This window comes from Frigidibacter albus (assembly GCF_009908165.1).
GTDB lineage: Bacteria > Pseudomonadota > Alphaproteobacteria > Rhodobacterales > Rhodobacteraceae > Frigidibacter > Frigidibacter albus.
Genome location: NZ_JAAAUC010000009.1, coordinates 15,808 through 40,956 on the forward strand (window position 1 = coordinate 15,808; position 25,149 = coordinate 40,956).

The 25,149-nt window shown below is 68.6% G+C and carries 28 protein-coding genes; 19 read left to right on the forward strand and 9 right to left on the reverse strand.

The window, feature by feature from the left end:
• The first annotated feature begins 53 nt into the window (after positions 1 to 53).
• The 11 genes from GVY41_RS14135 (at position 54) to GVY41_RS14185 (ending at position 10,583) form a co-directional block, all read left to right on the forward strand.
• Positions 54 to 665 (forward strand): autoinducer binding domain-containing protein, encoded by a 612-nt coding sequence (locus GVY41_RS14135; protein WP_161347748.1) that lies wholly within the window; start codon positions 54 to 56, stop codon positions 663 to 665.
• 49 nt (positions 666 to 714) lie between these two features.
• On the forward strand, positions 715 to 1,305 hold the full coding sequence (locus GVY41_RS14140) for an acyl-homoserine-lactone synthase (RefSeq protein ID WP_161347747.1): 591 nt from the start codon (positions 715 to 717) through the stop codon (positions 1,303 to 1,305).
• Positions 1,306 to 1,430: 125 nt separating this feature from the next.
• Entirely contained in the window at positions 1,431 to 2,744 is a 1,314-nt protein-coding gene (locus GVY41_RS14145; protein ID WP_161347746.1) for a replication-associated recombination protein A, read from the forward strand.
• A gap of 275 nt (positions 2,745 to 3,019) precedes the next feature.
• A complete protein-coding gene (crcB, locus tag GVY41_RS14150) occupies positions 3,020 to 3,397 on the forward strand; it encodes a fluoride efflux transporter CrcB (protein ID WP_161347745.1) in 378 nt (125 codons plus the stop codon).
• Positions 3,394 to 4,455, forward strand: a complete 1,062-nt coding sequence (locus GVY41_RS14155; protein WP_161347744.1) for an RluA family pseudouridine synthase — start codon at positions 3,394 to 3,396, stop codon at positions 4,453 to 4,455. The genes crcB and GVY41_RS14155 overlap by 4 nt, the downstream gene beginning before the upstream one ends.
• A complete protein-coding gene (locus tag GVY41_RS14160) occupies positions 4,452 to 5,123 on the forward strand; it encodes an HAD-IA family hydrolase (protein WP_161347743.1) in 672 nt (223 codons plus the stop codon). Before GVY41_RS14155 ends, GVY41_RS14160 begins: the two co-directional genes overlap by 4 nt.
• The gene (locus tag GVY41_RS14165) at positions 5,123 to 5,842 is read left to right on the forward strand and encodes an ATP12 family chaperone protein (protein ID WP_161347742.1); all 720 of its coding nucleotides are present in this window, start codon (positions 5,123 to 5,125) and stop codon (positions 5,840 to 5,842) included. Before GVY41_RS14160 ends, GVY41_RS14165 begins: the two co-directional genes overlap by 1 nt.
• Before the next feature lie 210 nt (positions 5,843 to 6,052).
• Positions 6,053 to 7,075 (forward strand): amino acid ABC transporter substrate-binding protein, encoded by a 1,023-nt coding sequence (locus tag GVY41_RS14170; protein ID WP_161347741.1) that lies wholly within the window; start codon positions 6,053 to 6,055, stop codon positions 7,073 to 7,075.
• 130 nt (positions 7,076 to 7,205) lie between these two features.
• A complete protein-coding gene (locus GVY41_RS14175) occupies positions 7,206 to 8,459 on the forward strand; it encodes an amino acid ABC transporter permease (protein ID WP_161347740.1) in 1,254 nt (417 codons plus the stop codon).
• 1 nt (position 8,460) lies between these two features.
• Positions 8,461 to 9,780 carry an amino acid ABC transporter permease gene (locus tag GVY41_RS14180; protein WP_161347739.1) on the forward strand — a complete coding sequence of 440 codons (1,320 nt, stop codon included), beginning with the start codon at positions 8,461 to 8,463 and terminating at the stop codon, positions 9,778 to 9,780.
• Positions 9,781 to 9,791: 11 nt separating this feature from the next.
• Positions 9,792 to 10,583, forward strand: coding sequence for an amino acid ABC transporter ATP-binding protein (locus tag GVY41_RS14185; protein ID WP_161347738.1), 792 nt, complete (start codon positions 9,792 to 9,794; stop codon positions 10,581 to 10,583).
• Positions 10,584 to 10,705: 122 nt separating this feature from the next.
• Here the strand turns inward: GVY41_RS14185 and GVY41_RS14190 are convergent, their stop codons facing one another.
• From GVY41_RS14190 to argB, 3 genes are read right to left on the reverse strand one after another with little or no spacing between them, the layout of a single operon-like run.
• On the reverse strand, positions 10,706 to 11,215 hold the full coding sequence (locus tag GVY41_RS14190; protein ID WP_161347737.1) for a SixA phosphatase family protein: 510 nt from the start codon (positions 11,213 to 11,215) through the stop codon (positions 10,706 to 10,708).
• Positions 11,212 to 11,874, reverse strand: a complete 663-nt coding sequence (locus GVY41_RS14195) for a ferredoxin (RefSeq protein WP_161347736.1) — start codon at positions 11,872 to 11,874, stop codon at positions 11,212 to 11,214. Before GVY41_RS14195 ends, GVY41_RS14190 begins: the two co-directional genes overlap by 4 nt.
• A complete protein-coding gene (gene argB / locus GVY41_RS14200; protein WP_161347787.1) occupies positions 11,871 to 12,749 on the reverse strand; it encodes an acetylglutamate kinase in 879 nt (292 codons plus the stop codon). The genes GVY41_RS14195 and argB overlap by 4 nt, the downstream gene beginning before the upstream one ends.
• 66 nt (positions 12,750 to 12,815) lie before the next feature.
• Between argB and GVY41_RS14205 the strand changes: the two genes are divergently transcribed.
• The 3 genes from GVY41_RS14205 to GVY41_RS14215 all read left to right on the forward strand — a co-directional run bounded on the left by GVY41_RS14205 (position 12,816) and on the right by GVY41_RS14215 (position 14,270).
• Entirely contained in the window at positions 12,816 to 13,079 is a 264-nt protein-coding gene (locus tag GVY41_RS14205; RefSeq protein WP_161347786.1) for a hypothetical protein, read from the forward strand.
• Between the two features lie 235 nt (positions 13,080 to 13,314).
• Positions 13,315 to 13,500 carry a hypothetical protein gene (locus tag GVY41_RS14210; RefSeq protein WP_161347735.1) on the forward strand — a complete coding sequence of 62 codons (186 nt, stop codon included), beginning with the start codon at positions 13,315 to 13,317 and terminating at the stop codon, positions 13,498 to 13,500.
• A 278-nt stretch (positions 13,501 to 13,778) separates the two neighbouring features.
• Entirely contained in the window at positions 13,779 to 14,270 is a 492-nt protein-coding gene (locus GVY41_RS14215) for a cytochrome b (protein ID WP_161347734.1), read from the forward strand.
• A gap of 3 nt (positions 14,271 to 14,273) precedes the next feature.
• On the opposite strand, the gene GVY41_RS14220 is transcribed toward GVY41_RS14215, so the two are convergent.
• Both GVY41_RS14220 and GVY41_RS14225 read right to left on the reverse strand, forming a co-directional pair.
• Positions 14,274 to 16,010: an ABC transporter ATP-binding protein gene (locus GVY41_RS14220; protein ID WP_161347733.1), complete on the reverse strand. Its 1,737-nt coding sequence runs from the start codon at positions 16,008 to 16,010 to the stop codon at positions 14,274 to 14,276.
• The gene (locus tag GVY41_RS14225; protein WP_161347732.1) at positions 16,007 to 16,846 is read right to left on the reverse strand and encodes a fused DSP-PTPase phosphatase/NAD kinase-like protein; all 840 of its coding nucleotides are present in this window, start codon (positions 16,844 to 16,846) and stop codon (positions 16,007 to 16,009) included. The genes GVY41_RS14220 and GVY41_RS14225 overlap by 4 nt, the downstream gene beginning before the upstream one ends.
• 355 nt (positions 16,847 to 17,201) lie before the next feature.
• Between GVY41_RS14225 and GVY41_RS14230 the strand changes: the two genes are divergently transcribed.
• Positions 17,202 to 18,401 (forward strand): pyridoxal-phosphate-dependent aminotransferase family protein, encoded by a 1,200-nt coding sequence (locus GVY41_RS14230; protein WP_161347731.1) that lies wholly within the window; start codon positions 17,202 to 17,204, stop codon positions 18,399 to 18,401.
• Positions 18,402 to 18,405: 4 nt separating this feature from the next.
• On the opposite strand, the gene hrpB is transcribed toward GVY41_RS14230, so the two are convergent.
• Entirely contained in the window at positions 18,406 to 20,868 is a 2,463-nt protein-coding gene (gene hrpB, locus GVY41_RS14235) for an ATP-dependent helicase HrpB (RefSeq protein ID WP_161347785.1), read from the reverse strand.
• Positions 20,869 to 20,890: 22 nt separating this feature from the next.
• Positions 20,891 to 21,649 (reverse strand): DUF3108 domain-containing protein, encoded by a 759-nt coding sequence (locus GVY41_RS14240; RefSeq protein WP_161347730.1) that lies wholly within the window; start codon positions 21,647 to 21,649, stop codon positions 20,891 to 20,893.
• A 162-nt stretch (positions 21,650 to 21,811) separates the two neighbouring features.
• Here GVY41_RS14240 and meaB point away from each other — a divergent pair, with 162 nt between their 5' ends.
• Positions 21,812 to 22,807 (forward strand): methylmalonyl Co-A mutase-associated GTPase MeaB, encoded by a 996-nt coding sequence (gene meaB / locus GVY41_RS14245; RefSeq protein ID WP_161347729.1) that lies wholly within the window; start codon positions 21,812 to 21,814, stop codon positions 22,805 to 22,807.
• On the opposite strand, the gene GVY41_RS14250 is transcribed toward meaB, so the two are convergent.
• Both GVY41_RS14250 and GVY41_RS14255 read right to left on the reverse strand, forming a co-directional pair.
• Positions 22,798 to 23,142 carry an antibiotic biosynthesis monooxygenase family protein gene (locus GVY41_RS14250; protein ID WP_161347728.1) on the reverse strand — a complete coding sequence of 115 codons (345 nt, stop codon included), beginning with the start codon at positions 23,140 to 23,142 and terminating at the stop codon, positions 22,798 to 22,800. The two genes, meaB and GVY41_RS14250, sit on opposite strands and share 10 nt — an antisense overlap.
• Entirely contained in the window at positions 23,139 to 23,465 is a 327-nt protein-coding gene (locus GVY41_RS14255; RefSeq protein ID WP_161347727.1) for an NIPSNAP family protein, read from the reverse strand. Before GVY41_RS14255 ends, GVY41_RS14250 begins: the two co-directional genes overlap by 4 nt.
• A gap of 71 nt (positions 23,466 to 23,536) precedes the next feature.
• Between GVY41_RS14255 and GVY41_RS14260 the strand changes: the two genes are divergently transcribed.
• The 3 genes from GVY41_RS14260 to GVY41_RS14270 all read left to right on the forward strand — a co-directional run bounded on the left by GVY41_RS14260 (position 23,537) and on the right by GVY41_RS14270 (position 25,148).
• Positions 23,537 to 24,250, forward strand: coding sequence for an ArsR/SmtB family transcription factor (locus GVY41_RS14260; protein ID WP_161347726.1), 714 nt, complete (start codon positions 23,537 to 23,539; stop codon positions 24,248 to 24,250).
• 136 nt (positions 24,251 to 24,386) lie between these two features.
• Positions 24,387 to 24,680 carry a 50S ribosomal protein L28 gene (gene rpmB / locus GVY41_RS14265; protein WP_161347725.1) on the forward strand — a complete coding sequence of 98 codons (294 nt, stop codon included), beginning with the start codon at positions 24,387 to 24,389 and terminating at the stop codon, positions 24,678 to 24,680.
• A gap of 114 nt (positions 24,681 to 24,794) precedes the next feature.
• Positions 24,795 to 25,148 (forward strand): hypothetical protein, encoded by a 354-nt coding sequence (locus tag GVY41_RS14270; RefSeq protein ID WP_161347724.1) that lies wholly within the window; start codon positions 24,795 to 24,797, stop codon positions 25,146 to 25,148.
• The last annotated feature ends 1 nt before the right edge of the window (position 25,149 follow it).

Here is a 25,149-nt window from a genome sequence, read left to right on the forward strand (position 1 = left end):
TGTGCTCCACAATTTACGGTTGACGGGGTTCCGGGCAACTTGTCTAAAAAGACATGTCCATTCAGGCAAGAATCGAACGAGAACTCAAGTATTTGGGGACGGTAGTCCCCAACGGCTTTTCCATTGGCCTGCACATCCGGTTCACCTCACCGTTGATGATGTTCCAGACCTACGACCAGGCCTGGCTCGATCACTACACCGAAAACGGCTATGTTCTGCGCGACCCCTGTGTCGCCTGGGGATTCAGCACGACCGGCACCGTCCGTTGGAGTGATCTGGCCTTGCCGGATCCGTTCGGCCTGTTCAAGGAGGCGGCAGAATACGGGCTCCTCTATGGCATGACCTCGGCCCATGGGCCGATCCGGTCGCGCACCATTGCCAGCTTTGCACGCGGCGACCGCGAGTTCACGGATGAAGAGATCGAGATGATTCATGCTGTCGTCGGCGGGCTTCACGATCTTACCGAGCCGCCGGACGAGTTGACGAAGGCCCAGATAGAGGCCCTCAGATGTATTGCGGGGGGCGACCGTCATGCCGCGGCCGCTGCCAAGCTCGGGATTTCCGAGAGCGCCCTGAAGGCCCGGATCACATCGGCCCGCACACGGCTGATGGCGCGAACGACGGCCGAGGCGATCCAGCGCGCCAAGGACTATCGCCTGATCTGAGGATCTGCCCTCCGCAAGGTTTTTACTACCAACCCTGCAGGAGGCTACAATGCAGACCACGACCCTCTCGTTCGAGAACCTTCACAACCACGGCGAGCTGTTCGCCAACATGCTTCGCGCCCGGCGCGAGCTGTTCATCGTCCACAACAAGTGGGACCTGCCCGAGGCACTGGGCATGGAATATGACCAGTATGACACCCCGGCAAGCCGCTGGGTCGTCGTGCATGACGAACTTGGCCGGGTGCTGGCGGGCAACCGCCTGACCCCCACCACCACGCGCTGCGGCATCTACACCTACATGATCCGCGACGCGCAGCGCGGCCTTTTGGAAACCATCCCCGCCGACCTCCTCTACGAAGAGGCGCCGGTCTGCGAGACGATCTGGGAAAGCTCGCGCCTGTTCGTGTCGCACAGCGTCCCGGCGCCGCTGCGCCGCCGGGTCCATGCCAAGCTGGTGTCGGAACTGGGTTCTGCCGCGCGGAAGCTTGGGGCCACGCATTGCCTGACGCTGCTGAACGCGAACTGGCCGCGTTGGGCAGGCCGCGTCGGCGTCAGCATGACGGCGATGGGCCCGGTGATGAACATCGACAATATCGACAATCAGGTCGTGTCGATGGACTTCACGGCAACGCTGCACTAAGCGCCCGGCGCGCCCCTGCGGGGGCACGCCCATAGATCCGGTCCGGCTGCGCAGATCGCGCGCAGCCGGCCGCCCCGCCACCCCGACTGCTTCCCCTCGCGCCACCGCAGGCGTAGGGTGCGGGCATGGCCGATCTCTTCGACACCCCGGGCACAGCCCCCTCCGGCAAGCCCACCCCGCGGCCGCTGGCCGACCGTATCCGCCCGGCGACGATTGCCGAGGTGATCGGGCAGGCGCATGTGCTTGGCCCCGATGGCCCGTTGGGGTCGATGCTGGCGGCGGGGTCGCTGTCATCCCTGATCCTCTGGGGCCCGCCTGGCGTCGGCAAGACCACCATCGCCCGGCTGCTGGCCGACCGCACCGACCTGCATTTCATCCAGATCAGCGCCATCTTCACCGGCGTGCCCGACCTGAAGAAGGTGTTCGAGGCCGCCCGCCTGCGCCGCTCCCAAGGCCGCGGCACCCTGCTGTTCGTGGATGAGATCCACCGCTTCAACAAGGCGCAGCAGGACGGCTTCCTGCCCTACATGGAAGACGGCACGATCCTTCTGGTCGGCGCCACCACCGAGAATCCCAGCTTCGAGCTGAACGCCGCGCTTCTCAGCCGCGCGCAGGTGATCGTGCTGGAACGGCTGTCGCTGGCCGATCTGGAACGCCTTGCGCAGCGCGCCGAACAGGTGCTGGCCCGCCCGCTGCCGCTGACCGCCCATGCCCGCGAGGCGCTGCTGGAGATGGCAGACGGCGATGGCCGGGCGCTGCTGAACCTTGTCGAGCAGGTGATGGCGTGGAAGCTGCCCGCACCGCTGGACACTGAGGCGCTGGCGGCACGGCTGATGCGGCGCGCGGCGAAATACGACAAGTCGGGGGATGAGCATTACAACCTCATCTCCGCCCTGCACAAATCGGTGCGGGGGTCGGATCCCGATGCCGCGCTCTACTGGTTCGCCCGGATGCTGGAGGGGGGCGAGGATCCGCGCTTCCTTGCCCGCCGGCTGGTGCGGATGTCGGTCGAGGATATCGGCCTCGCCGATCCGCAATGCCAGACCGTCTGCCTGCACGCCTGGGAGACCTTCGAGCGCCTCGGCAGCCCCGAGGGCGAGCTGGCGCTGGCGCAGGCGGTGATCTATCTGGCGCTGGCGCCGAAATCGAACGCCGGCTACGTCGCCTACAAGGCGGCAAGGGCCGAGGCGCGGCGCACCGGGTCGGAGCCGCCGCCCAAGCATATCCTGAACGCACCGACCAAGCTGATGAAGGGGCAGGGCTATGGCGAGGGGTATGCCTATGACCATGACGCCGAGGATGGGTTCTCAGGGCAGAACTACTTTCCCGACACCATGCGCCGCCCGGTGCTGTACCAGCCGGTGGAGCGCGGGTTCGAGCGTGACCTGAAGAAGCGGCTGGAGTGGTTCACGAAGTTGCGGGAGAAGCGGGGGAGCTGACCTCCCTTTTGCCCGGAATCAAGGCGCCTTGGCGCCGCCGGGCAGCGCCCGTCCGCCCCCTCGGGCGGGCGCTCCTCACCCTCACCGCATAGAACCGCGGTGGGGAGATGCCGCACCATAAAGCGCCTAGAACCAACGTGGCTCGCCCACCCGGCGGACGGGCGCTGCCCTCTGACGGTGCCAGCGGAGGGCACATGACATTCCGTTCACGCCCGGCGCCCCCTCCCCGCCCTTGCCCGGTTGACTTTCCCACCGTTCCACATGACAGAGACGCCATGATCCAGACCCTTTTCCAGGTGGCGCTTGGCGGCGCCCTCGGTGCTTCGGCCCGCTATCTGACCAATGTCGGCGTCCTCCGGCTGGCCGGCCCCGGTTTCCCCTGGGCCACCCTCACCGTCAACGTCCTCGGCTCGTTCCTGATGGGCGTGCTGGTGATCGCGCTGGCCGAGGCCCTTGGCAACCGCTACGCGCCCTTCCTGATGACCGGCCTCCTTGGCGGCTTCACCACCTTCTCGGCCTTCTCGCTCGATGCCGTCACCCTCTGGGAAGGCGGGCGGCCCGAACTCGCCGCCGCCTATGTCGGCGGTTCGGTCCTTCTGTCCATCGCGGCGCTGGTCGCCGGTCTCTTCATCGCACGCGGGGTATTGGCATGAGCGGCGTCCAGACGATTGCCGTCGGCGCGGACGAAGGCGAGACCCGCCTCGACCGCTGGCTGAAGAAGAAATTCCCGCAGGTCACCCAGGGCGCCGTCGAGAAGATGTGCCGCACCGGCCAGCTTCGCGTCGATGGCGGCCGCGTCAAGGCCTCCACCCGGCTGGAGGCCGGCATGGAAGTGCGCATCCCGCCGCTGCCCGATGCCCCGGCCGAACCTGCGCCGCGCCCCCCGCGCCCGCGCGGCCCCGGGCTGATCGAGGCGGATGCCGAGATGATCCAGTCCTGCGTGCTGTGGAAGGACGAGCATATCATCGCCCTCAACAAGCCCGCCGGCCTGCCCAGCCAGGGCGGCTCCGGCCAGGGCGACCGTCATGTGGACGGGCTGACCGAGGCGCTGATGTTCGGCTACAAGGACCGGCCCAAGCTGGTCCACCGGCTCGACAAGGACACCTCGGGCGTGCTGCTGCTCGCCCGCACCGACCGCATCGCCCGGGCGCTGTCCGAGGCGTTCCGCCTGCGCTCCACCCGCAAGATCTATTGGGCCGTCGTCGCCGGCGTTCCCAGCCCGCGCAAGGGCACCATCCGCTTCGGCCTCGTCAAGGCCGGCGGGCGCGGCCATATGGGCGAGGGCGAGAAGATGATCGCCGTCCACCCCTCGAAGGTCGATCAGACAGAAGGCGCCAAGCGCGCCACCACCGACTTTGCCGTGCTCTCGGCGCTGGCGACCCGCGCCGCCTGGGTCGGGCTGGTGCCGATCACCGGGCGCACCCATCAGCTGCGCGCGCATATGGCCGAGATCGGCCACCCGATCATCGGCGATGGCAAATATGGCGGTTCGGGCCAGGAGAACCTTGGCGATGGCTGGGGCGCGCAGCTGGGCGGCGACATCAGCCGCAAGCTGCACCTGCATGCCCGCCAGATCAGCTTTGACCATCCGATCACCAAGAAGCGCATCACCATCGTGGCCCCGCTGCCGCCGCATATGGACAAGACCTGGAAGACCCTTGGCTGGCACGAAAACGATGTGCCCGCCGATCCCTTCGAGGATGAGGCATGATCCCCCGCCTCGTCATCTTTGACGTGGATGGCACGCTGGTCGACAGCCAGCGCCAGATCCACGCCTCAATGACCGAGGCGTTCCTGCTGCAGGGCCATGTCGCGCCGGAGCTGGCCGCCGTCCTGTCCATCGTCGGCCTGTCGCTGCCCGAGGCGGTGGCGCGCCTTGCCCCCGACCTACCCGAAGCCGAGCGCGGCGACATTGTCGCGGGCTACAAGGCCACCTTCAACGGGCTGCGCGCCGCGGGCATCGCCCCGCTCTATCCCGGCATTGCCGAGGCGCTGAAGGCGCTTGCCGCGCGCGACGATCTGCTGCTGGGGGTCGCCACCGGCAAGTCGCGCCGCGGCCTCGTGCATCTGCTGCAGGCCTACGGGATCGAGGATCTGTTCGTCACAAGGCAGGTCGCCGATGACCATCCCTCCAAGCCGCACCCTTCGATGCTGCTGGCCGCTTTGGCGGAAACCGGCATCGCGCCGCAGGATGCGGTGATGATCGGCGACACCACCTTCGACATGGACATGGCCCGCGCCGCCGGCATCGCCGCGCTTGGTGTCGCCTGGGGCTATCACCCGGCCCAAGCGCTGCTGGCCGCCGGGGCGGGGGACGTGATCGCCTCCTCGGCCGATCTGATGCCGGCGCTGGATGCGCTGTGGGACAGGGTGGCGTAATGGCGGACTGGGCCCCCAAGCGCTTCTGGACCGCCGCTGGCGTGACCGCCGTCCCCGGCGGCTTTGCGGTCCAGCTTGACGGCCGCCCGGTCAAGACCCCGGCCAAGGCACCGCTGGTGGTGCCGACGCCCGCGCTGGCCGCCGCCATCGCCGCCGAATGGGACGCGCAGGCCAAGCTGGTCGATCCGCGCACCATGCCCGTCACCCGTGCCGCGAATTCCGCCATCGACACCGTCACCCCCAACCGCAGCACCGTGCTGGGGATGATCGCGGCCTATGGCGGGTCTGACCTGCTGTGCTACCGGGCCGAATCTCCCCCGCCGCTGATCGCGCGCCAGGCCGCGGCCTGGGACCCGCTGCTGGACTGGGCGGCCCAGGCGCTGAATGCCCCGCTGCGCGTCACCGCGGGCATCGTCCATGTCGCGCAGCCGCCCGCAAGCCTCGCCCGGCTTGAGGCGCAGCTGGACAGCTTTTCCGATTTCGAACTCGTCGCCCTGCATGATCTGGTGGCCCTTTCCGGCTCTCTGGTGATCGGCCTCGCTGCTGCCGCAGACCTCGCCCCGGCCGATGATCTGTGGCGAACCTCGCGAATCGATGAGGAGTTTCAGGCAGAGCTGTGGGGCCAGGACGAAGAGGCCGCCGAGGTTGTGGCCTTGAAGCGAAATGATTTTCTGCAGGCCCGCGCCTTCCTCGATCTGGCCCGCGCGCCCGGTTCCTAGGCCGCCACCTTTCGCCCCCATCCTTGCAGGGCCTGCCCAATTCGCAGGCGGATGCCGCGTCCCTGTGCAGCAGCCCCGATGCGCCCTTGACGGGTTAATTCGATTTGCCCCACACTCCGCACATTGGGGACCACTCCCCAAACAAACGCACCCGGCTACAGGGCGCGCAATTTCCCCCCGAATGGGGTGGCAACTCAGGAAGAGGTAAGCATGAAGAATACCGTATTTCTCGGCACGCTGGCAGCGGCCGGTCTGGCCGCAGGCTTAGTTTCCGCAGCCACGCTGGACGACGTCAAGGCCCGCGGCGAGCTGAACTGCGGCGTGAACACCGGCCTCGTCGGCTTCGCGGCCCCGGATGCCAATGGCAACTGGTCGGGCTTCGACGTCGCGATCTGCAAGGCTGTTGCGGCTGCCGTTCTGGGCGACGCCAGCAAGGTCAAATACGTGCCGACCACCGGCCAGACCCGCTTTACCGCGCTGGCCTCGGGCGAAGTCGATATCCTGTCGCGCAACACGACCTGGACCTTCTCGCGCGATGCCGACCTGAAGTTCACCTTCATCGGCGTGAACTACTATGACGGCCAGGGCTTCATGGTGAACAAGGCTCTGGGTGTCAGCTCGGCCAAGGAACTTGATGGCGCCACCGTCTGCATCCAGACCGGCACCACGACCGAGCTCAACCTCGCCGACTTCTTCAAGACCAACAACATGACCTACACGCCGGTCACGATCGAGACCAACGCGGAAGGCGAACAGCAATTCCTCGCCGGCGCCTGCGATGCCTACACCACCGACGCGTCGGGCCTTGCGGCCACCCGCGCCGCCTTCGCCAACCCGGATGACTATGTGATCCTGCCGGAAATCGTCTCGAAAGAGCCGCTGGGTCCGCTGGTCCGTCACGGCGATGACCAATGGGCCGACATCACCCGCTGGGCGATGAACGCGCTGATCGCCGCCGAAGAATACGGCGTGACCTCGGCGAACATCGAAGAGCTGTCGAAAGGCACCGAGAACCCCGAGATCAACCGTCTGCTGGGTTCGGGCGAAGACAACCTCGGTGCGATGATCGGTCTGGAAAAAGACTGGGCCAAGAAGGCCATCATCGGCGCTGGCGGCAACTACGGCGAGATCTTCGCGGCCACCATCGGCGAATCCACCCCGATCGGCCTGGCCCGGGGCCTCAACGCACAATGGACCCAAGGCGGCCTGCTCTACTCGCCGCCGTTCCGTTGATCTGAAAGCTTCCGGGGGGCGCCATCTGGCGCCCCCCTTCCAACATCGGGGTGGAAACCGGACCGCTGGGGCGACAGCCCCGACAAAAAGGCCAAAGGCCGCGCGGGACCGGGATCAGGGGAATATACATATGGCAACCGTCTCGGATGCGCCGAAAGCTAGCTTTCGGCTCAGTATGCTCATCTACGATACGCGCTATCGGTCGATAACCATTCAGATCGTCGTGCTGATGCTGTTCATGGCCGGCGCAGCCTGGCTGGTGGACAACACCGTGCGCAACCTCGCGGCCCTGGGCAAGGATTTCAGCTTCGCCTTCCTGTGGAACCGCGCCGGCTACGACATCAACCAGATGCTCGTCGAATACTCCAATGACAGCACGCATGGCCGCGCCATGTTCATCGGGCTGCTGAACACCCTGCTTGTGGCGTTCATGTCCTGCGTGGCGGCCACCGTGCTGGGTGTCATCATCGGCGTGCTGCGGTTGTCGCCGAACTGGATCATCGGCCGGCTGACCACGGTCTATGTCGAGATGTTCCGGAACATCCCGATCCTGCTGTGGATCCTGGTCGCCTACGCGATCTTCACCGAGGTGTTGCCCGCCCCGAACGCCTTCCGCGGCGACAACCCCACCGCCTCGATGATCCTGTTCGACAGCGTCGCGCTGACCAACCGCTACACCGCCATTCCCGACCCGCTGTTCTACCGCTCGCTCGGCAATATCGATGTCGGGCTGTTCCTGATCAGCCTCGACCTTCTGGCGATCATCGCGGTCATCACCGGCAGCGTGCTGGTGAACCGCAAGCTGCTCGCCCACGCCACCGCCGTGCAGAACGCCACGGGCGTGCGGCCGGTGACCTGGTGGAAGAGCATCCTCATCCTGATCGTGCCGCTTGTCGTGCTGCTGGTCGCGCTTGGCTTCCACGCCGAACGCCCGGTTCTGCGCGGCTTCAACTTCACCGGCGGGCTCGACGTGTCAAACTCGCTGATGGCGCTGTGGCTGGGGCTGACGCTCTACACCGCGGCCTTCATCGCGGAAATCGTTCGCGCCGGCATCAGTGCCGTGTCGCATGGCCAGACCGAGGCAGCCTTCGCGCTTGGCCTGCGCCCGAACCGCACCATGAGCCTCGTGATCCTGCCGCAGGCGCTGCGGGTGATCGTGCCGCCGCTGATCTCGCAATATCTCAACATCACCAAGAACTCCTCGCTCGCCATTGCGGTCGGCTACATGGACCTGCGCGGCACGCTGGGGGGCATCACCCTTAACCAGACCGGGCGCGAGTTGGAAGCCGTTCTGCTGATGATGCTCATCTATCTCGCGATCAGCCTGCTGATCTCGGCGGCGATGAACGTCTACAACAACTCCGTCAAGCTGAAGGAGCGTTGAGATGAGCGACACCCATTCCGAAACCGTCGCCTATGTCCGCGAGACGATGCTGCCGCAAGGGGCGCCCCCTGCCTCCGAGGTCGGCGTCATCAAATGGCTGCGCGAGAACCTGTTCTCGGGCGTGCTCAACACCATCCTGACGGTTCTCGGCATCGCCGCGGTGGTCTGGCTGGTGCAGGCTGCGCTGCCCTGGTTCCTGCATGGCGTCTGGAACGCCAACTCCCTCACCGAATGCCGGCAGATCATCGCCGAAACCTGGGGCGAGGGCGCGCATGGCGCCTGCTGGGCCGTGATCCGCGAACGCTGGAACCAGTTCCTGTTCGGCTTCTACCCGTCGGACCTCTACTGGCGCCCGGTGCTGGCGCTGGCGCTGTTCTTCGCTGCCGTGGCCCCGGTCCTGTTCACCGAGATGCCGCGCAAGCTTCTCTGGGGCAGCGCGTTCTATCCCGCCATTGCCTATATCCTGCTCTGGGGCGGCTCGCTCTGGGTGCCGATCTCGGTCATGGCCGGTTTCGGCGTTGGCTGGCTCGGCCTTGTCGCGGCGCGGCGGACCGGCCTGCCGCTGCTGGGGCCGGTCGCGGTGCTGCTGCTGCCGCTGCTGTGGTGGCTGTTCCTTGCGGGCCCTGCCGCCGAGATGCTGGACCGGGCGATCCCGCTCTGGGTCGAAGAGGTCCGGTCGGACAAGTTCGGCGGCTTCGTCCTGTCGCTCACCATCGGCATCGCGGCCATCGTGCTGTCCTTGCCGCTGGGGATCGTGCTGGCGCTTGGCCGGCGGTCCGACATGCTGCTGGTCAAGGCGCTGTCGGTCGGCTTCATCGAGTTCATCCGCGGCGTGCCGCTGATCACCCTGCTGTTCACTGCCTCGCTTCTGCTGAACTACTTCCTGCCGCCGGGCACCAACTTCGACATCATCCTGCGCGTCATCATCATGGTCACCCTCTTCGCCGCGGCCTATATCGCCGAGGTGATCCGCGGGGGCCTTGCCGCCCTGCCGCGCGGGCAGTACGAGGCTGCCGACAGCCTGGGCCTCGACTACTGGAAGGCCATGCAGCTGATCGTGCTGCCGCAGGCGCTGAAAATCTCGATCCCGGGCATCGTGTCCACCTTCATCGGCCTGTTCAAGGACACCACGCTGGTGATCTTCGTCGGCCTTCTGGACCCGCTGAAAGGCATCACCGACGCCGTCCGCGCCGCCATCGAGTGGAAGGGCGTCTACTGGGAGCCGTTCATCTTTGTCGGCGCCATCTTCTTCATCTTCAACTTCGGCATGTCGCGCTACTCGATGTATCTCGAGCGCAAACTGCAACGCGACCATCGCTAAGGAGCCGCCCCATGTCGGACACTCAAATCGCGCGTGAAATTGACCGCAGCCATATGCAGGTTTCGGACGAGATCGCCATCCAGATCACCAGCATGAACAAATGGTTCGGCAGCTTCCACGTGCTGCGGGACATCAACCTGACCGTGATGCGCGGCGAGCGTATCGTGGTCTGCGGCCCCTCGGGCTCGGGCAAATCCACGCTGATCCGCTGCATCAACCGGCTGGAGGAACACCAGTCGGGGCGGATCATCGTCGATGGCACCGAACTGACCAGCGACCTCAAGAACATCGACAAGGTGCGCTCCGAGGTTGGGATGGTGTTCCAGCACTTCAACCTGTTCCCGCACCTGACCATCCTCGAGAACCTCACCCTCGCGCCGATCTGGGTCCGCAAGGTCCCGAAGAAGGAAGCCGAGGAAACGGCGATGTATTTCCTGGAAAAGGTGAAGATCCCGGAACAGGCGCTGAAATATCCGGGGCAACTGTCGGGCGGCCAGCAACAGCGCGTCGCCATCGCCCGCAGCCTGTGCATGAAGCCGCGGATCATGCTGTTCGACGAGCCGACCTCGGCGCTCGACCCCGAGATGATCAAGGAAGTGCTCGACACCATGATCGGCCTTGCCGAAGAAGGCATGACGATGATCTGCGTGACCCATGAGATGGGCTTCGCCCAGGCAGTGGCGAACCGGGTGATCTTCATGGACCAGGGCCAGATCGTGGAGCAGAACGAGCCCTACGAGTTCTTCAACAACCCCAAGAGCGAGCGCACCAAGCTGTTCCTCAGCCAGATCCTCGGGCACTGATCGGGGGAAGCGGGGGGGCCAGCCCCCCGGACCGAGCCAAAGCCGGGGGGCCAGCCCCCCGGACCCCCCGGGATATTTTACCAGCAAGAAGGGGCGGGCCGGCAGGCGCGCCCCTTTTCCGTTCAGTCGCGCCCGGAGGGGACGAAGAAGTCCAGCGCCGAGCCGCGGTGCGGTTCGATCTCGGCCCAGCTGTCGATCTCGAAATCCACCACCAGCGTGGCGGCGGTCGGGTAGCGGGCGAAATCGGCATGGTGCGGCGGCTCGGCCGGCAGCAGCGCGGCAAAACCGGCGATGCCGGGATTGTGGCCCAGCATCATCACCACCTGTCCGCTGGCCGCCTTCAGCGCCGCCAGCATGGTCCCCGGCTCTGCATGATACAGCGCCTTGACCATCTCCGGCTCTGGCGCGCCCTCCAGCCCCAGCGCGTCAAAGGTCTCGCGCGTGCGGGCCGCGGTCGAGCACAGCACCTGATCCGGCAGGTAGTCGCGGGAAGAGAGCCATTGGCCCAGTTCCGCCGAGGCGCGCTTGCCGCGCGGGTTCAGCGGGCGGTCATGGTCCGGCATCTCGGCATCGTCCCAGGAGGACTTGGCATGGCGGATCAGGATCAGGCGGCGGTGTCCAGCAGGTGTCATCGGTGAAAAAGCCTCATGTGATAGGCCGATTGGACCTGCAGCCTTGCATGAGCGGCACTCACGGGGCAAGCCCGGCGCACCGCGCAGCCGCAATCGAGGCAATCTGCCCCATGCGGCCCCGACAGGAAGGCATGGCAGGCGGGCACGTCATAGCCCGCGCCGGTCAGATTATCTGGCAGCGCCCCGGCAGGGCAGGCGCCAAGGCAGGGGCGGGCGCAGTGCGCGCAGGGGGCCTTGGCCGGGGGGGCAGACAGCGCCAGCCGCTCGCGCAGCGCCAGCGCGCCGCGGTAGGAGGCGAAGAGCCCCATCTCCTCATGCACCAGAAATTGCACGGGCGAGGCCCAGGCCCGTCCCGACCGCAGCGCCCAGGACTGGAACGGCCGCCAGGGCGGCCCACCGAAGGGGAAATAGGCCTTGCCGCCAAGGGCGCAGGCGATCTTGCCGATCACCCGCCGCGACCAGCGGTCGATGGGGTCGGCCCGCCCGTCCCGCCATTCCGGCTGTGCCGTCAGATGCGCCCAGAAGCCCGGCTCGGCGGGGGACAGCAGCAGCAAGGTGCCGGTTCCCTCGGGCAGCCCATCCCCGGGCCCGGGGTGAAACGCCCCCGACACCGCCAGCGCATGGCCCGCCGCCTGCGCCTCTATCGAGGCAAGGGTCACTTCACCCGCGGCTTCACCCGCGGCTCGGTCGAGCGGATCAGGCTGCCCGCGCCATGTTCGGTGAACAGCTCCAGCAGACAGGCATTGGGCACCCGGCCATCGAGGATGACCACCGCCCGCACGCCTTCCTCCAGCGCCTTCAGCGCGGTTTCGGCCTTGGGAATCATGCCGCCCGCGATCACGCCGCTCTCGATCATCTCTTCCACCTCGCCCGGCGTCATCGCCGTGACGATCTCGCCCGCGGCATTCTTCACCCCCGAGACATCGGTCAGCAGCAGCAGCCGGTCGGCCTGCAGCGCGCCGGCAATCGCCCCCGCCGCGGTATCGCCATTGACGTTGAAGGTCTCGTTCGGGCCCATCCCCGTCGCCACCGGCGCCACCACCGGGATGATGCCGGCGGCAAACAGATCGCGCAGCACCTGCACGTTCATCTCCACCGGCTTGCCGACGAAGCCCAGGTCCGGGTCATCGGCGACGCAGACCATCATGTCATCGTCCTTGCCCGACAGGCCCACCGCGCGGCCGCCCTCATCCATGATCGCCTGCACGATGCGCTTGTTCACAAGGCCGGTCAGCACCATCTCGACCACCTCGACCGTGGCCTTGTCGGTCACCCGCTTGCCGCGCAGGAACTTCGATTCGATCCCCAGCTTGCCCAGCAGGTCATTGATCATCGGCCCGCCGCCATGCACCACGACCGGGTTCACCCCCACCTGCCGCATCAGCACCACGTCGCGGGCGAAATCGGCCATCGCCTCCTCGTCGCCCATCGCATTGCCGCCGAACTTCACGACGACAATCGAACCCGCATAGCGCTGCAGATAGGGAAGCGCCTCGGACAGGGTCCGGGCGGTGGCGATCCAGTCACGGTTCATGGTCTGCTTTCTCATCTGGCAAGGCTCCGGGGATTGCTGGCGAAGTGTTAGACGCATCGCGCCCTCCTGCCAAGGCCGGGGTGCCGCGGGCGGCTGGGGCGTGCCTATGGCCTGCCGCGGCTGCAGGCGCAGGCGATGCGGATTTCCGTTGTGGTGGCGGGGTTTGCGCCGTCCGAGGCAGGCCGGCTGCGGCGGAGCCTCGCCACCTTGAAGCGCATGGGCACCCTCGGCGGCTTCCGCGACCGCTTTGTCGGCTGCGTGCCGGAGGGCGGTTGGGACGCTGATTTCGCCGCCGAAAGCCATGCCACCGGCTTTGCCTGGCCAATCTGAATTTCGGCCCGGTTGAAATGCCACCGTTCGGTGTTTTCACCTTTGCGCTGCTGGCGACGCTGGGGCGGCCGGTGATCATCGACAGTCCGGCACCGGCGCGCGCGGACGAGGACGCTGTTCCCAGCCGGGATTTTCAGTGAGGCCACGGGCAGCGGCGTGATCCAGATCAAGGCAAAGGCTGCGCCGCGCCCCTACCAATCATCACGGAAACGCGAGACATTGCGGGAGCAAACCCATGGTCCGTCTCTTTCTTATCATCTACACGCTGGCCGCGACCACGCTGTCCGGCACGGCCATCGTTGCCGCGCTGACCGTGGGCCGGGTCGATGCCATCTCGATCATCGTGGCCGCGGTCGCGGGTGCCGTCGTGGCGCTGCCGGTGTCGTGGTTCGTGGCCAAGCAGCTGCTTCAGGACGCCTGAGCAAGCCGTCCGCGGCGATATGGAATGCATGTGGAACCCGTATGGATTCCATATGCATAGCGAATGCCTCAGGTATTGCCGGGCCAAGCCGGGCCCGGCTGCCCCGTGCCGCGCGGGGGCTGGTCCGCCAGAAGTCCCTGTCCAGAAGTCCCTGTGCCGCGACATTCTGTCCGCGACGGAGCGGGCGGCGGCCCGCGATCAACGCTTGGGACGCGCAGCCCCCGAGCTTGGCCCGGGCCCGGAGGGGGCACGGCCGGCACCCCAGGATGGAGAGAGCCATGACGGACCCGACAGGATATTCGAAACCCCAGATCCGCCTGCACTGGATCGTTGCACTGCTGATCGTCCCGCAATTCGTGCTGCATGACGGAATCTCGGCCGCCTGGCGCGCGCTGCGGCAGGGGCAGGAGTTTGCCTTCGACCCGCTTGTGCCGCTGCATGTCGCCGGTGGGTTGCTGATCGCGGCGCTGGCGGTGTGGCGGATCGCGCTGCGCAGCCGCCGTCCCGCACCGCCCTTGCCCGAGGGCGAGCATCCCGCCCTGAAATTTGCCGCCAAGGTGACGCATGGCGGGCTCTATGCGCTGCTGCTGGGGTTGCCGCTGTCGGGGGCGGCAGCGTGGTTCGGCGGCGTGGAGGCCGCCGGAGACGCGCATGAGGTGATGAAGACGCTGCTGCTGGTGCTGGTGGCGCTGCATGTGGCCGGGGCGCTGTTCCACCAGTTCGTGCTGAAGGACGGGCTGATGCTGCGGATGAAGCGGCCGGCGCCCTGACCGTTACGCGCCGAACTGCAACCGGCTGAGGCTGGCATAGACGCCGTTCTGCGCCACCAGCTCGTCATGCCGGCCCTGTTCCACGACATGGCCGGCCTGCATCACCACGATCTTGTCGGCATTGCGCACCGTTGCCAGACGGTGCGCGATGACCAGCGTGGTGCGGCCCTGGGCGAGCCGTTCCAGCGCATCCTGCACCATGCGTTCCGATTTGGCATCGAGCGCGCTTGTCGCCTCGTCCAGCAGCAGGATCGGCGCATCGCGCAGCAGGGCGCGGGCGATGGCGACGCGCTGGCGCTGGCCGCCCGACAGGGCCGAGCCGCGGGGACCGGCGGGCGTATCGAGCCCGGCGGGAAGCCCGGCCACGAATTCGGTCAGATGGGCGGAGTCGAGCGCGGCGGCCAGCTGCGCCTCGGTCACGTCTTTGCGGCCCAGCAGGATGTTGTCGCGGATGGTCTCATCGAACAGGGCAGTGTCCTGCGCCACGACGGAATAGAGCCCGCGCAATTGGGCCAGATCAAGATCGCGCAGGTCCTGCCCCGCCACGGTGACGCGGCCGGTATCGGGGTCGATCATCCGGGTCAGCAGCTTGAAGAGCGTGGTCTTGCCCGCGCCCGAGGGGCCGACGATGGCGGTGGTCTGCCCGGGCTCGGCGGTGAAGCCAAGGTTGGCCAGCACCGGCGAGGTGCCATAGCCGAAGCTGACGCTTTCGAATTCCAGCCGCATCGCCCCGCGCTCGGTCGGCGTGGGCAGGGGTTTGGCGGGTGAGGTGACGCGGGGGGCGATCTGCAGCAGCTGCACCACCCGGTCGAGCGAGGCGCGCGTGCTTTGCCAGGCGCCCGAGATGGCGCCGAGGCGGCGCAGCGGGTCGAAGACCGCGGCCATGGCGATGAAGAAGGTCATGAACTCGCCCACGGTCTTTTCGCCGCCGATGATCTCATAGCCGCCATAGGTGAGCACGCCCGCCAGCCCGATCGCCGCCACAAGGTCGATCAGCGCCGGGATCGCGGCAGATCCGGTTTCGGCCCGCACCTGCTGCTTGATGTAGCGCCGCTGGGCTGCCGTGTAGCGGTCCGCTTCGCGCGCCTCGATGCCGTTGATCTGGATGGTGGCGACGCCGTGATAGATCTCGTCGAGCCGGGTGGCGTTGTCGGCCGCGGCGGCGCGGGCCTTGCGGCTGGTGCGGCGCACCAGCTTTTGCAGCGCGATGATCGGCAGCAGCAGCAAAGGCACCCCGGCCACGGCCACCAGCGTCCACATCGGGTCGATCCACAGCACCACCGCCAGCACCGAGATCAGCGCCGACAGGTCGCGCCCCAGCGCCGCGATGACCTGGCTGGCAAGGTTGCGGATGGCGCCGCTGTCGCCGCGGGTGCGCTCGATCAGGCTGCCGGGCGGGTGGATGGTGTAGAAGGACTGGTCGAGCGTCAGCAGGTGCCGCAGCACATCGCCCTGCATCGCCTGCACCATGCGCTCGCCCAGCCGGGCCATGATGACCTTGTGCGCGAAGCCGGTCAGCGCCCGCAGCACGAAGACGCCTCCGACCGCCAGCGCGACCCAGACCACCGCCTCGGACGAGCCGCCGACGAAGACCTGGTCGAACATCGGCTTCACCAGGAAGGACAGCGCCCCCACGGTCGCGCCCTCGACCGACATCAGCAGCATGGCCAGCGCGAACCACCAGCGCCACGGGCGCAGGTAATCGCGCCAGAGCCAGCGGATCAGTTGCAGGCTGGTCATGGACGGTCCTCGGGCCTGTCCTCGGCCTCGGGGTCCGCCTCGACCTTCACGTCGGGGCCGGCAAGGTCGGGGCGGGTGTTGGCCGGGGCATCGGGGGCGCTGGCCAGCACCGCCTCGGCCGCCGCGGCCACGCCGGGGGCAGGGATGCCCTTGCGCGCGGCGAGCCAGGCCTTGAAGGAGCGGGTGACGGCCTTGGGGTCATATTCCGTGCGCACCCAGTCCATCAGGCTGATGCCGGTCTGTTTGTGCGCCGCGTCATAGACGCGGAAGAAATGGTCCAGCACCCCGGTGGGCGTGGTCTTGAGGTGCAGGAACCGCCAGTCGAGCTGCCGGGCCGCCTCGGCCACCGGGCGGTTCTCGATCATCATCAGGTAGAGCGCCGAGGCGAAACCGGCGCGGTCGGAGCCGGATTTGCAGTGCAGCAGGAAGGGCTTGCCCAAGGTGCGGAACAGCCGCTCCAGCTCGATCAGCGTTTCGGCGCTGGGCAGGCGCTTGGCATAGAGGCGGATGCTGACGAGGGTGATGCCCTCGCGGGTTGCCGCCTCGCGTTCCAAGAGGTTGAAGCTGAGCGGGTTGTCGCCGCGCAGGCTCAGCACAGTGTGGATGCCGCGGGCCTTGAGGCGCTTCATCCGCGCAGGCGAGGGCTGGTTGGAGCGGTAGACGCCGTCGGCGACCTTGGCGGCATTGGTCCACAGCACGCGCAGGAAGGCATGGTCGAACAGCTGGAAATGCAAGAGGTGCCGGCGGCGGCCCTCTGGCGCGTCAAGGCCGGGGCCGGCCGGATCGCTCAGCCGGGCCTCGAGGCGCTTGTGCAGGGTCTTCAGCCGCCTGAACATCAGGTCTCCGGATCGGGCAGGTGGGCCGGCAGGCCCGGTCCTTTGGTCCGCGCGGGTCTAGCCCGAAAGCCGCGGCGAGGCAAGCGAGGGGGGCGAGGCTTGCTGATGGGCGCGCCCCCCGGCAGGGCGGCCACCGTTGTGAATACCGACAGAGGGCAGCGCCTGTCCGCCGGGTGGGCGCTGCCCGGCGGCGGCAAGGCGCCTTGTTCCGGGCAAGAAGGTGTGGCTCTCAAGGTCCCCACTGGGTTTGAAAGTTACCCCGCACAATGCCCCGATTGCACACCACCCCCCGATTGACGCCGCCCGCACGCCGCCCTACCCATGGCGGGTCTTCCATTCCCCGGAGCCTGTTCCCATGAGCCTCGCGCAGGGTCGCCCCTATCTTGCCATTCCCGGCCCTTCCACGATGCCTGACCGGGTGCTGAACGCCATGCACCGCGCCGCGCCCAATATCTACGAGGGCGCGCTGGTCGAGATGACGCGGGGCATCTACCCCGACCTGAGGCGTGTCGCGGATACCGCGGCCCATGTGGCGATCTACATCGCCAATGGCCATGGCGCCTGGGAGGCGGCGAATGCCAACATGTTCTCGCGCGGGGACAAGGCGCTGGTCGCCGCCACCGGGCGTTTCGGCATCGGCTGGGCCGACTCCGCGCGCCGCGTGGGCGTCGATGTCGAGGTGATCGACTTCGGCCGCGCCTCGCCCGCCGATCCGGCCCGCATCGCCGAGGCGCTGGCGGCGGACACTGGCCATGCCATCCGCGCGGTGCTGGTCACCCATGTCGATACCGCCACCAGCGTGTGCAATGACATTCCGGCGATCCGCGCCGCGATGGACAGCGTGGGCCATCCGGCGCTGCTGGCGGTGGATTGCATCGCCTCCTTGGGTTGCGACGAGTTCCACATGGATGCCTGGGGCGTCGATGTGATGGTCGCGGCCAGCCAGAAGGGGCTGATGGTGCCGCCCGGCCTTGGCTTCGTGTGGTTCTCGGACAAGGCGCTGGCGGCGTCGGAGCGCTCGGATCTGGTGACCCCCTATTGGGACTGGAAACCGCGCGCGGTGGGCGCCGAATACTACCAGTTCTTCTGCGGCACCGCGCCGACGCATCACCTGTTCGGGCTGCGGGAATCGCTGACGATGATCCTTGACGAGGAAGGCCTGCCCCATGTCTGGGCCCGGCACGAGGTGCTGGCCCGCGCGGTCTGGGCGGCGTTCGACGCCTGGGGCAAGGGCGGCGACATCGCGCTGAACATCGCCGACCCGGCGCGGCGCGGCCATTCTGTCACCGCGGCCCGCATCGGCGGCGGCGGGGCCGGGCGCTTGCGCAAATGGTTGGAGACGGAGGCGGGCGTCACCCTTGGGATCGGCCTAGGCATGGCGCTGCCCACCGACCCGGCCTATCAGGATTACCTGCGGGTGGCGCATATGGGCCATGTCAACGCCCACATGACCCTTGGCGTGCTGGCCACGATGGAGGCCGGGATGCGCGCACTTGGCATCCCGCATGGCCCCGGCGGGGTCGAGGCGGCGGCGGCGGTGGTCGCGGGCGCCTGACGCCCTAAGTGCCGCGCGGCTTGGCGCGCAGGGTGGGTTCGGCCACGGTCGGATCCTCGGGCCAGGGGTGGCGCGGGTGGCGGCCGCGCATGTCCTTGCGGACCTCGGCATAGGTATTGGCCCAGAAGCCCGGCAGGTCCATTGTCACCTGCACCGGCTTGGCGCCCGGGGACAGCAGGGTGATGCGCAGCGGGCGGCGTTTGGGCCCGACGACGGGATGCACGGTGACGCCGAACATTTCCTGTAGGCGGATCTCGATCCCCGGCGCGTCCCCGGCATAGTCGATGGGCACCCGGCGGCCGAGCGGGGTTTCGAAATGTTCGGGCGCGAGGCGGTCCACCAGTTGCTGGCCGTCCCAGCCGAGCAGGGTCTTGAGGGCTTCGGTCAGGTCGAGGTTTCGCAACTCACCCTCGCTGCGCTTGCCGCTGAGGTAGGGCAGCAGCCAGTCCTCGGCGTTATCCAGCAGGGCGGCGTCGGTCATCTCGGGCAGGTCCGCGCCCTCCTCGCGCAGCAGGTCGATGCGCGCGCGAAGGCGGGCGGCGCGGGGATGCCAAGGCAGGCCGATCTGGCGGAGCCCGTCCAGGGCAGCGCGGGCGAGGGCCTCGGGCGGCGCATCCGGCCAGGGGCGGTCGTCCAGCACCAGCGGGCCGAGGCGTTCCTGCCGCCGGGCCAGCACCCGGCCCTCGCGCCGGGACCATTCGCAATGGTCGTGCCAGGCGATCTGGTCCGCGAAGAGGCGGCGCAGAGCGGGTTCGCGGATCTCCACCGCCTGCCGCACCCCGGCCTCGCGCGCATCACCGTCCATATCCGTCGCCACGATCAGCCGCGATTGCGCCAGCGGGTCGGTCTCCTTCAGCACCGCGCCCTTGCCGCCCGACAGCAGGTAGCGCGGCGCCTCGCCCTTGCGGCGCAGGCCAATGCGGTCGGGATAGGCGAGCGCGGCCATCTCGGCGGGGGTGAAGCTGCCGTCGTTCGCAGGCGCCATCCGCGCCAGCCGCTTCGCCTCGGCCCGGATCCGCTCCACCGTGCCGCGGTTCACCGGCCAGACGTGATCGGCCTCGAAGGCCTTGGGATCGCGCAGCGCCGCCAGCCGCAGGGTCAGGTCCACCGGCGCGCCCTTCAGCGGGTCGCGCTCGGCCAGAAGGGCGGCAAGCGTCGCGGCCGAGGGCCCGGCGACGGCCAGCATATGCGCCAGCCGGGGATGGGTTGGCAGCGCCGCCAGGGTGCGGCCATGCAGGGTGATGCGCCAGCCCTGCGCGGTGTGCTCCAGCGCCCCGAGACCCGCCAGCAGCGCCTGCGCCTCGGCCAGCGCCGGGCCGGGGGGCGGGGTCAGGAAGGCCAGTGCCTCGGGCGCGGCGCCCCACAGCGCCAGTTCCAGTGCGAGGCCGGCAAGGTCCGCCGTCTCGATCTCGGGCGGGGGGAAGGCGGCGAGGCTGCCTTCCTCGCCGCGCGACCACATGCGGTAGCAGACGCCCGGCGCAACCCGCCCCGCGCGGCCGCGGCGCTGTTCGGCCTCGGCCCGCGTCACCCGTTCGGTCACCAGCCGCGACATGCCGCTGCCGGGATCGAACCGCGCCCGCCGTGCCCGGCCGCCATCGACCACCACCCGCACATCCTCGATGGTCAGCGAGGTTTCGGCGATGGCGGTGGCCAGCACGACCTTGCGGCCCGAGGCGGCGGGCGCAATCGCCGCGCGCTGCGCCGCGAACTCCATCGCGCCGAAGAGGGGATGCACGGTGCAGGCGGCGGGCAGGCGGCCGCGCAGCAGCCCCTCCACCCGCCGGATCTCGCCCTCGCCGGGCAGGAACACCAGCATGCCGCCCTCGGTCTCGGCTGCCGCCTCGGCCACCAGCGCCGCCACGGCGGGCTCGAAGCGCATCGTGCGGTCGAGCGGGCGCGGCAGCCAGCGGGTTTCGACCGGGAAGGCCCGCCCGTCGGAGCGGACCATCGGCGCGCCGTCCAGCAGCGCGGCCACGGGGCCTGCATCCAGCGTCGCCGACATCACCACCAGCAGCAGATCCTCGCGCAGCGCGCCCCGGACCTCCCACGCCAGCGCCAGCCCCAGATCGGCATTCAGGCTGCGCTCGTGAAATTCGTCGAAGATCAGCGCGCCGATGCCCGGCAGATCGGCATCGGACTGGATCATCCGGGTCAGGATGCCTTCGGTGACCACCTCGATGCGGGTCGCCTTGGACACCTTCGCCTCGCCGCGGATGCGGTAGCCGACGGTCTGGCCCACCGGCTCGCCGAGCGTCGCCGCCATCCGTTCGGCGGCGGCGCGGGCGGCAAGCCGGCGCGGCTCCAGCATCACGATCCGGCCCGCGGTCAGCCCCGCCTCCAGCATCGCCAGCGGCACGCGGGTGGTCTTGCCGGCGCCGGGCGGGGCCACAAGAACGCAGCGGCCCTCCGTCTGGAGGGCCGCGATCAGCGCGGGAAGCGCTTCGTCTATCGGCAGCCGGTCAATCACAAGCCTTTCGATCATTGGGGCCTTATCGCCGTTTCAGCACGCCTTTGCCATAGAGCGTATCCATCTGGACCTCGCCCACCCGCAGCACGCCGTTCTGTGCGGGGTTGTAGATCAGCCGGAAGGGAAAGCGGGTCTTCTCGGCCATGTCCTTGGCCGAGAATCCCTCGAGCCGCCGGTATTCGCCGGCGCAGGTGATGCGGCCCCCCTGCATCTCCGGGTTCGAAAGCTGCACCTGGCTGCGGCGCTTGCCGTCGAAGAGGGTGAGGGACAGCTGGCAGGCCTCGGCCTCGGGCACGTCGCGCAGGGTGGCATAGGCGGCGGTCATCGGATCGACGGTGCCGCCTTGCGTGGCCGGGTCGATATCCTGATCCTCAGGCTTGCGCGGGGGATTGTAGACCTTCAGCTGCGGCACGCCGGCGTTGTAATCCATCACCGATTCCGACTGCCGGCTGCCGGTGTCGGCCTTCTCCTGATAGGTGCGGGGGGTATAGCGGGCGCCGCTGACATTGCCCGACACCTTGGCGTCATAGCTGATCTTCTTGATCGCGGCGAGGATGCCGCTGCTTTGCAGCTTGCCCGAGGCGGCATAGGTCGACCCGTTGATCGCGCCCGAGACAGAGAGCGTTCCCGCCTTGAGCCCGCGCAGATGCAGATCGAAGATGGCGCTGTCGGTCTGGTTGGCGGCTGCGGGCAGCGGCCCAAGCGGCAAGGCCGCCAGCGCCAGCGCGAAGGCGGCGAGAGCGGGCCGCGAGGGCAGAAAGCGGTGGAGCAAAGGGGCCATGAGGATTCTCGCTGTTGCGGGGCCGATACTCTGGACATATCCCGGGCTGGGGCGGCAAGACACCCCGAGGCCCGTCAACTTAAGTGACAAGTCCGCTAGCAGCCTCGTGGTTGCATGAGGGCATGACATTTGCATGATGGGCGGCAACAGAAGGGGCGCCGGATGACAGGTCTTGACGTGGCAGAGCTGGCGCGCGGCGTGAGGGGCGGCGAGCGCCGGGCTCTGGCGCGGGCGATCACGCTGGTGGAGAGCCGCCGCGCCGACCACCGGGCCGAGGCGGGCGATCTGCTGGATGCGCTGGCCGGGACCGGGCGGCAGGCGCTGCGCATCGGGCTGTCGGGCACGCCGGGGGTGGGGAAATCCACCTTCATCGAGGCCTTCGGGATGATGCTGACGGGGCAGGGGCTGCGCGTGGCGGTGCTGGCGGTCGATCCGTCTTCGGCCCGCTCGGGCGGGTCGATCCTTGGTGACAAGACCCGGATGGACCGGCTTGCCCGCGACCCGCGCGCCTTCATCCGGCCCTCGCCCAGCCAGGCGCAGCTGGGGGGCGTCGCGCGGCGCTCGCGCGAGGCGGTGACGCTGTGCGAGGCGGCGGGCTACGACGTGGTGCTGATCGAGACGGTGGGGGTGGGCCAGTCGGAAACGCTGGTCGCCGGGATGGCGGACCTCTTCGTGCTGCTGCTGGCCCCGGGCGGCGGGGACGAGCTGCAGGGCGTCAAGCGTGGCATCATGGAGATTGCCGACCTGATCCTGGTGAACAAGGCCGATGGCGACCTGAAACCCGCCGCCCTGCGCACCGTGGCCGATTATGCCGGGGCGCTGCGGTTGCTGCGCAAGCGGGTGCAGGACCCGGACGGCTTTCCCAAGGCGCTGCCGGTGTCCGCACTGGAGGAGGCGGGGCTGGCCGCGGCATGGTCCGAGATGAAGGCGCTGGCCGACTGGCGCCGCGCCAATGGCCATTTCGCCCGGGTGCGCGCCGAGCAGGCCCGCGCCTGGTTTGAGGATGAGGTGCGCCAGGGCCTGCTGGCGCGCCTGGAGCGGGACGCGGGCCTGCGCGCCCGGATGGCCGCCCTCGGTGACGCGGTCGAGGCGGGCCGCGCCGCGCCCTCCCGCGCCGCGGCCGAGGTGCTGGCGGCGTTGGAGGCGGCTCAGGGGTGAGCGGCGCGCGAGTCGGGCGGGGCCTGCTCGCGCTCCGCCAGCCCATAGTCGCGCAGAACCTCGGCCACCCGCAGCCGGTAGCCGGCGAAGAGCCCGGCGCGCCCTGCCGCCTGCGCAAGTCGGTGTGCGGGGCGGTTTCGCCACGCGGCCACCGCTGCCGCATCGGTGAAGAACGACAGCGACAGCAGCTTGCCGGGGGCGCTGAGGCTCTCGAACCGCTCGACCGAAACGAACCCGGGCAGCGCCTCCAGCTCTGCCCGCAACGCTGCGGCATGGTGCAGGTAGGCCTCGCGTTGCCCCGGGGCCGGCTCCAGCTCGAAGATCACCGCGATCATGGCGCGGGGTCCGCGTGCGGGGCAGAGACGAGGCGGAGGAAGGTGCGGTCCTCGCGCAGCAGGAATCTCTCGCGCTGGGCGAAGGCGTAGTTCTGCTTCCCCAACGGATCGGCGGCAAGCCGGGTGCGGTAGGCCTCGTAGGCGGCAAGGCTGGGGATGGTATAGATGCCATAGGCCAAGGTGCTGGAACCCTCGGCCGGGGCGAAATAGCCGATCAGCCCGGCCCCGCAGCGCGGGATGGCCTGGCCCCAGGCGCGGGCATAGGCGGCAAACTCGGCCTGTTTGGTCGGGTCGATATGATAGCTGATCACGCAGGTGAGCATGGGGAAGTCCTTTTGTTGCGGCTTCAGACTAGCTGCTTGCGCAGCCGCCATGCTTCGCCCATGATCGAACCATGACCGAAGGCCCCGACATTTCCCGCACCGCCGCGCTGATCGGCGATCCCGCCCGCGCCGGGATGCTGGCAGCGCTGATGCGCGGGCAGGCGTTGACCGTTTCCGAACTGGCGGCAGAGGCCGGGATCGGCCTGCCCACTGCCAGCGCGCATCTGGCACGGCTGGAGGGCGGCGGGCTGATTGCCCCGCGCAGACAGGGGCGGCACAAGTATTTCGCGCTTGCCTCGGATGAGGTTGCGGCGCTGCTTGAGGCACTGATGCGCTTCTCGGCGGGCTCTGCCCCCGCGCGCCTGCCGGGGCCGCGCGATCCGGCGCTGCGGCAGGCCCGGGTCTGCTACAACCATCTGGCCGGAGAGCGCGGGGTGCAGATGTATGACAGCCTTGTGGCGCGCGGCTTCCTTCTGGCCGCCGGTGAGGGGCTGCGCCTGACGGAGGAGGGCGTGGGCTTTGTCACCGGTTTCGGCATCGACCTTGCGGCGCTGCAGGCCGCGCGCCCGCCGCTGTGCCGCGAGTGCCTTGACTGGAGCGCGCGGCGCAGCCATCTGGGGGGCAGGCTCGGCCGCGCCTTCCTGCTGGCGATCGAGGCGAAGGACTGGGCGCGGCGCAGCCCCGGCAGCCGGGTGATCGCCTTCACCCCCGAAGGCGCCCGCCGCTTTGCGCTGGCCTTTCCGGCAGCACGGGCGGATGACCTTTCCCGCATCGCGGGCGGATGAATCGCTTGACGCCCGCCATCTTTGCCCGTAGTTGGCGCGAACGGAATTCGGGGCACCCGCGTGAGGCGCCCCTTTATGGTATGATGCGGGCCGCTCTGCCCTTGTGGCAACGACCCGGGAAACGAAGGATGAAACGATGTCGCGCGTTTGCGAACTGACCGGGAAAGGCCCGATGACGGGCAACAACGTGAGCCACGCGAACAACAGAACGCGTCGCCGCTTCCTGCCCAACCTCAACGAACTCACGCTGATCTCGGACGTGCTGGGCCAGTCGTTCCGGCTGCGCATTTCGGCGGCCGGGCTGCGGTCTGTCGATCACCGTGGCGGGCTGGATGCGTTCCTGGCCAAGGCCAAGGACGAGGACCTGTCCACCAAGGCCCTGAAGATCAAGAAAGACATCGCGAAGGCCCAGGCCTCGGCCGCGGCCTGATCCTGGCGATCGTCTGATGTTACGCGGCCCTGCCTTTCGGCGGGGCCGTTTGCATTTGCGGCTGCTGCATTATGCCGCTTTCCCGGCCGCCGCGCCGCCCGCTAGGATGCGAGCATGATCAGGCGTCCCGCCCACACCGTCCTTATGCTGCTGCTGGCGCTGCTGCTGGGGCTGACGAGCCAGTCGCTCGCCACCGCCCGCGGCCAGACGCGGGCCGGCGAGGCGGTGGTGATCTGTTCGGGCGACGGCTTCGTCACCATCGAACTGGATGCGCAGGGCAACCCGGTCGGCCCCGCGCATCTGTGCCCCGACATGGTGCTGGCCTTCTTCGCGGCGATGGACCTGCCGCCGGTGGTGCTGCCGCAGCGCGAGGGCCGGACCGAGCGGGCGGCGCTGCCGCCGGGCCAGGCCGCCGCCTCGCAAAGCGCCCCTGCCGCCAACGCCCGCGCGCCTCCGGCCACGGTCTGAC

What these genes read in the sequence shown, in the direction of transcription:
- GVY41_RS14225 (WP_161347732.1), bottom strand. Translation starts at nt 16,846, where the DNA reads ATGTTCAGGCGGCTGAAGACCCTGCACAAGCGCCTCGAGGCCCGGCTG.
- rpmB (WP_161347725.1), top strand. Translation starts at nt 24,387, where the DNA reads ATGTCGCGCGTTTGCGAACTGACCGGGAAAGGCCCGATGACGGGCAAC.
- GVY41_RS14170 (WP_161347741.1), top strand. Translation starts at nt 6,053, where the DNA reads ATGAAGAATACCGTATTTCTCGGCACGCTGGCAGCGGCCGGTCTGGCC.
- GVY41_RS14180 (WP_161347739.1), top strand. Translation starts at nt 8,461, where the DNA reads ATGAGCGACACCCATTCCGAAACCGTCGCCTATGTCCGCGAGACGATG.
- GVY41_RS14230 (WP_161347731.1), top strand. Translation starts at nt 17,202, where the DNA reads ATGAGCCTCGCGCAGGGTCGCCCCTATCTTGCCATTCCCGGCCCTTCC.
- GVY41_RS14175 (WP_161347740.1), top strand. Translation starts at nt 7,206, where the DNA reads ATGGCAACCGTCTCGGATGCGCCGAAAGCTAGCTTTCGGCTCAGTATG.
- GVY41_RS14160 (WP_161347743.1), top strand. Translation starts at nt 4,452, where the DNA reads ATGATCCCCCGCCTCGTCATCTTTGACGTGGATGGCACGCTGGTCGAC.
- GVY41_RS14270 (WP_161347724.1), top strand. Translation starts at nt 24,795, where the DNA reads ATGATCAGGCGTCCCGCCCACACCGTCCTTATGCTGCTGCTGGCGCTG.
- GVY41_RS14145 (WP_161347746.1), top strand. Translation starts at nt 1,431, where the DNA reads ATGGCCGATCTCTTCGACACCCCGGGCACAGCCCCCTCCGGCAAGCCC.
- GVY41_RS14240 (WP_161347730.1), bottom strand. Translation starts at nt 21,649, where the DNA reads ATGGCCCCTTTGCTCCACCGCTTTCTGCCCTCGCGGCCCGCTCTCGCC.
- GVY41_RS14165 (WP_161347742.1), top strand. Translation starts at nt 5,123, where the DNA reads ATGGCGGACTGGGCCCCCAAGCGCTTCTGGACCGCCGCTGGCGTGACC.
- GVY41_RS14190 (WP_161347737.1), bottom strand. Translation starts at nt 11,215, where the DNA reads ATGACACCTGCTGGACACCGCCGCCTGATCCTGATCCGCCATGCCAAG.
- argB (WP_161347787.1), bottom strand. Translation starts at nt 12,749, where the DNA reads ATGAACCGTGACTGGATCGCCACCGCCCGGACCCTGTCCGAGGCGCTT.
- GVY41_RS14250 (WP_161347728.1), bottom strand. Translation starts at nt 23,142, where the DNA reads ATGATCGCGGTGATCTTCGAGCTGGAGCCGGCCCCGGGGCAACGCGAG.
- GVY41_RS14210 (WP_161347735.1), top strand. Translation starts at nt 13,315, where the DNA reads ATGGTCCGTCTCTTTCTTATCATCTACACGCTGGCCGCGACCACGCTG.
- GVY41_RS14255 (WP_161347727.1), bottom strand. Translation starts at nt 23,465, where the DNA reads ATGCTCACCTGCGTGATCAGCTATCATATCGACCCGACCAAACAGGCC.
- GVY41_RS14135 (WP_161347748.1), top strand. Translation starts at nt 54, where the DNA reads ATGTCCATTCAGGCAAGAATCGAACGAGAACTCAAGTATTTGGGGACG.
- GVY41_RS14260 (WP_161347726.1), top strand. Translation starts at nt 23,537, where the DNA reads ATGACCGAAGGCCCCGACATTTCCCGCACCGCCGCGCTGATCGGCGAT.
- GVY41_RS14185 (WP_161347738.1), top strand. Translation starts at nt 9,792, where the DNA reads ATGTCGGACACTCAAATCGCGCGTGAAATTGACCGCAGCCATATGCAG.
- crcB (WP_161347745.1), top strand. Translation starts at nt 3,020, where the DNA reads ATGATCCAGACCCTTTTCCAGGTGGCGCTTGGCGGCGCCCTCGGTGCT.
- GVY41_RS14140 (WP_161347747.1), top strand. Translation starts at nt 715, where the DNA reads ATGCAGACCACGACCCTCTCGTTCGAGAACCTTCACAACCACGGCGAG.
- meaB (WP_161347729.1), top strand. Translation starts at nt 21,812, where the DNA reads ATGACAGGTCTTGACGTGGCAGAGCTGGCGCGCGGCGTGAGGGGCGGC.
- GVY41_RS14155 (WP_161347744.1), top strand. Translation starts at nt 3,394, where the DNA reads ATGAGCGGCGTCCAGACGATTGCCGTCGGCGCGGACGAAGGCGAGACC.
- GVY41_RS14215 (WP_161347734.1), top strand. Translation starts at nt 13,779, where the DNA reads ATGACGGACCCGACAGGATATTCGAAACCCCAGATCCGCCTGCACTGG.
- GVY41_RS14220 (WP_161347733.1), bottom strand. Translation starts at nt 16,010, where the DNA reads ATGACCAGCCTGCAACTGATCCGCTGGCTCTGGCGCGATTACCTGCGC.